Raw genomic sequence first — 2,638 nt, 5'->3', positions numbered from 1 at the left:
GGGGGGGGAGCCGGCCCTTTCCGCTGCCGGTCGGCCGGCGCGCCCTACCCGCGCTTCGAAGTCCCGCTCAGGGCGCGACTCGTTCGACCGACGTCAGGACGTGGAAGCCGATCGGATACTCGTGATACTTCTTGTCATGCGGCCAGTTCTCGAAATATCGGCTTAACTCCCCCACCGTCCTGAACGAGTGAAAGGTCGTCGAGATCCGAACGCGCTCTCCGACCTTCAACTGCATCTCGGCCACGGCCGGCTGGATGTCACGAGACGTGACCTCCACGATCCGGTTGATGTTGTGTGGCGCGCTCGTCAGGTACCGTTCCCGATCGACGTAGAAGCGCTGAATCCCGGTCTCGGGCTGCCCAGAGACCCAGCGGATGATCACCGTCTCTCCGACGATGCTTTCGCGACTCGGCTCGGGACCGCGATATATCCCCAGGATGCTCTCGCAGCCCTGCGCGAGGACCAGCGCTACACCCACGAGCGCCAGGCGCAGCACCTGCGTCGGGTTCGACTTCATAGTGTCTGTTCAGGGGCAAAGTAGATGTACTTCCAGTTGGCGCCAGCCGGGCACGACGGTCGCGGAGGTGCTGCACCGGCATCAAGTGGATGGCCGCTTCCTCGCGGTATCGAGCGCACGGCGCCTGCTCGGAGCGTTCCTTCCCAGACGCGAAGAGCCACCTTCGGGTCACATCCGCGCGCCCCGGATCCGAGCGTCCACGGAGTCAATCGCGGAATCGCATTCGGCGTCTTTGTGTGCATTGAGGGCCGGCTCCCCGCGCGGGGCGCCGGCCCTTTCCACTGCCGGTCGTCGGGCGCGCCCTACCGCGACTGCGGCTGGATGAACAGCTCCAGGTTGTGGTTCACGCGGAAGCCGGCCAGCCCGTCCGTGGAAAGCTCCGCCTTCGGGCGGCGGGCCACCTCCTGGCCGTTCACCGAGAACACCACGTCGCTCCCCTTCACCTCCACGCCCAGCACGTTCTCCGCGCCCGCCGCGCCTTCCACCTTGCGGATGGCGGGGTGCGCGGTCCAGTTCGCCGCCACGGTCCGCGTGTCGCCCTTGCGGTCGGCGATGAAGTACTCGCCCGTCTGGCGCACCAGGAAGTAGGAGTAGCGCTGGTCCGCGCCCGCCAACTCCTTCCCGCCGATCATGAGCCCGTACGCCTCCGGGTGCGGCGAGGCCTTGGGCTGGCGGAAGCGCGCCGAGTAGGCGTAGTCGCCAGTCTTCTCCCAGTCGCGGTGGTAGTACACGGCGCCCGCGGGGCCGGTGGCAGCGTGCAGCTCGCCGCCGCCGTGGTCCATCAGCCAGATCCGGTCGCGCGGAGCGTCCCGGTCCACGCGGACCGCCCACCCCTCCGGGTACTGCGAGTGGTCGTGCGCCTGGCCCTGCGGGTGGTGCTGGCCGTGCTGATGGTGCTGCCCGTGCTGGTGCTGCTGGGCCGCCGCGGGGGCGGCAAGGGAGAGCGCGGCGAGCGCGGTCAGGAGCTTTCGCATGGAGGCCGTCCGGGATGAGGGGGTACGCTCCGGGCGTCGCGGGCGCGACGGGGGACCGCCACAGAAGATAACCGCCGCGGGCGCGGCGGTCACGTGCGTACGGGCGGCGCGCCTACCGCTCCAGCGCCACCCGGTAGGTGCGCTCGGCGGAGGAGACGATCTCCACCTCGCGCCACCCCTTGGCGAGGTAGCGGCTCCGCAGCTCCTGGATCATCTCGTAGGTGAGCGATTCGGGGACCGAGAGCCAGTGGGAGGCGCGGCCGGGGAGGGGCGGCTTCCCGTCGATCCGCTGGTCCAGGAGCACCTCGAACTGGTCGCACAGGTTGCGCTCTTCGGGCGTCAGCTCGGCAAACTCGCTCAGGTAGGGCGGCATGCGTCATCCTCCGTCCGGGTCCGTGGGTGTTCCCACGGACGCCCCACGCACGAACCCGGCCAGCCGTCCTGTCCCCGCACTCCCGGCGCAGCCGGGCCTACTCCTCGGCCCCCCGCGTCGGCACCTCGCCGCTCTCCGTCATGAGGACCTCCACCTCCGAGCGGACCGAGTTCAGGATCCGCTTGGCGGCCAGGACGTGGGTGCATCCCTCGCGGTACAGGAGGAGCTGGTCCTCCAGGTCCACGTCGTCGCGGTCCAGCTCGCGGCGGATCTCCTCCAGGCGCGCGAGCAGCTCGCCCAGGCGGGGCTCGGCGGACGCGTCGGGGGCGGGCGGGGCAGAGGTGCGGGCCATGCGGTCGCTCAGGGTGCGAGTGGCTCGGGTGGGGCCTGCGGCTCCGGGACGGTCTCTTCCACGCGGACCCGGAGCTCTCCGTCGGCCAGGCGGACGCGGAGGCGGTCGTCCGGGCCCACCTCGGCGGCGCTGCGGACTGGGCGGCCGTCCTCGCCGCGGGAGACCACGGCGTAGCCGCGGGCGAGCACGCGGAGCGGGGAGCGGGCGTCCAGCCCCTCCGCGCCCAGGGCGAGGCGCTGCTCCAGCGCCTCCAGGCGGTCGTGGACCGACGCGTCCATCTCCGCCTGCGCGTCCGCGGCCTCCGCGGCGAGGTCTTCCAGGCGGCGGCGCATCCCGTCGTGCAGGTCGTCCGTGGCGCGGCGGAGGCGCTCCTCGGTCCCCTCCAGCAGCCGGCGGGGGGAGCGCGCCTCCAGGTGCAGCGC

At 71.5% G+C, this 2,638-nt stretch carries 5 protein-coding genes; all 5 read right to left on the bottom strand.

Annotation, left to right across the window (positions count from 1 at the left end; genetic code table 11):
• Positions 1-67 precede the first annotated feature (67 nt).
• Complete coding sequence (locus tag VGR37_15550; GenBank protein ID HEV2148819.1) at positions 68-517, bottom strand: hypothetical protein; 450 nt, start codon at positions 515-517, stop codon at positions 68-70.
• Between the two features lie 302 nt (positions 518-819).
• Positions 820-1,491, bottom strand: a complete 672-nt coding sequence (locus tag VGR37_15545) for a hypothetical protein (protein HEV2148818.1) — start codon at positions 1,489-1,491, stop codon at positions 820-822.
• A 112-nt stretch (positions 1,492-1,603) separates the two neighbouring features.
• The gene (locus VGR37_15540) at positions 1,604-1,864 is read right to left on the bottom strand and encodes a hypothetical protein (protein HEV2148817.1); all 261 of its coding nucleotides are present in this window, start codon (positions 1,862-1,864) and stop codon (positions 1,604-1,606) included.
• A 97-nt stretch (positions 1,865-1,961) separates the two neighbouring features.
• Entirely contained in the window at positions 1,962-2,216 is a 255-nt protein-coding gene (locus VGR37_15535; GenBank protein HEV2148816.1) for an exodeoxyribonuclease VII small subunit, read from the bottom strand.
• Between the two features lie 8 nt (positions 2,217-2,224).
• On the bottom strand, positions 2,225-2,638 hold a 414-nt coding region (locus VGR37_15530), incomplete at its 5' end, for an exodeoxyribonuclease VII large subunit (protein HEV2148815.1).

It is taken from the genome of Longimicrobiaceae bacterium, assembly GCA_035936415.1.
Lineage (GTDB): Bacteria > Gemmatimonadota > Gemmatimonadetes > Longimicrobiales > Longimicrobiaceae > JAFAYN01.
The sequence above is the reverse complement of the archived record's forward strand: the minus strand, read 5'-3'. Positions and strand labels throughout refer to the sequence as shown.

Excerpts from the sequence above, each read along its gene's own strand:
- VGR37_15550 (HEV2148819.1), bottom strand. The coding sequence starts at position 517 with ATGAAGTCGAACCCGACGCAGGTGCTGCGCCTGGCGCTCGTGGGTGTA.
- VGR37_15545 (HEV2148818.1), bottom strand. The coding sequence starts at position 1,491 with ATGCGAAAGCTCCTGACCGCGCTCGCCGCGCTCTCCCTTGCCGCCCCC.
- VGR37_15540 (HEV2148817.1), bottom strand. The coding sequence starts at position 1,864 with ATGCCGCCCTACCTGAGCGAGTTTGCCGAGCTGACGCCCGAAGAGCGC.
- VGR37_15535 (HEV2148816.1), bottom strand. The coding sequence starts at position 2,216 with ATGGCCCGCACCTCTGCCCCGCCCGCCCCCGACGCGTCCGCCGAGCCC.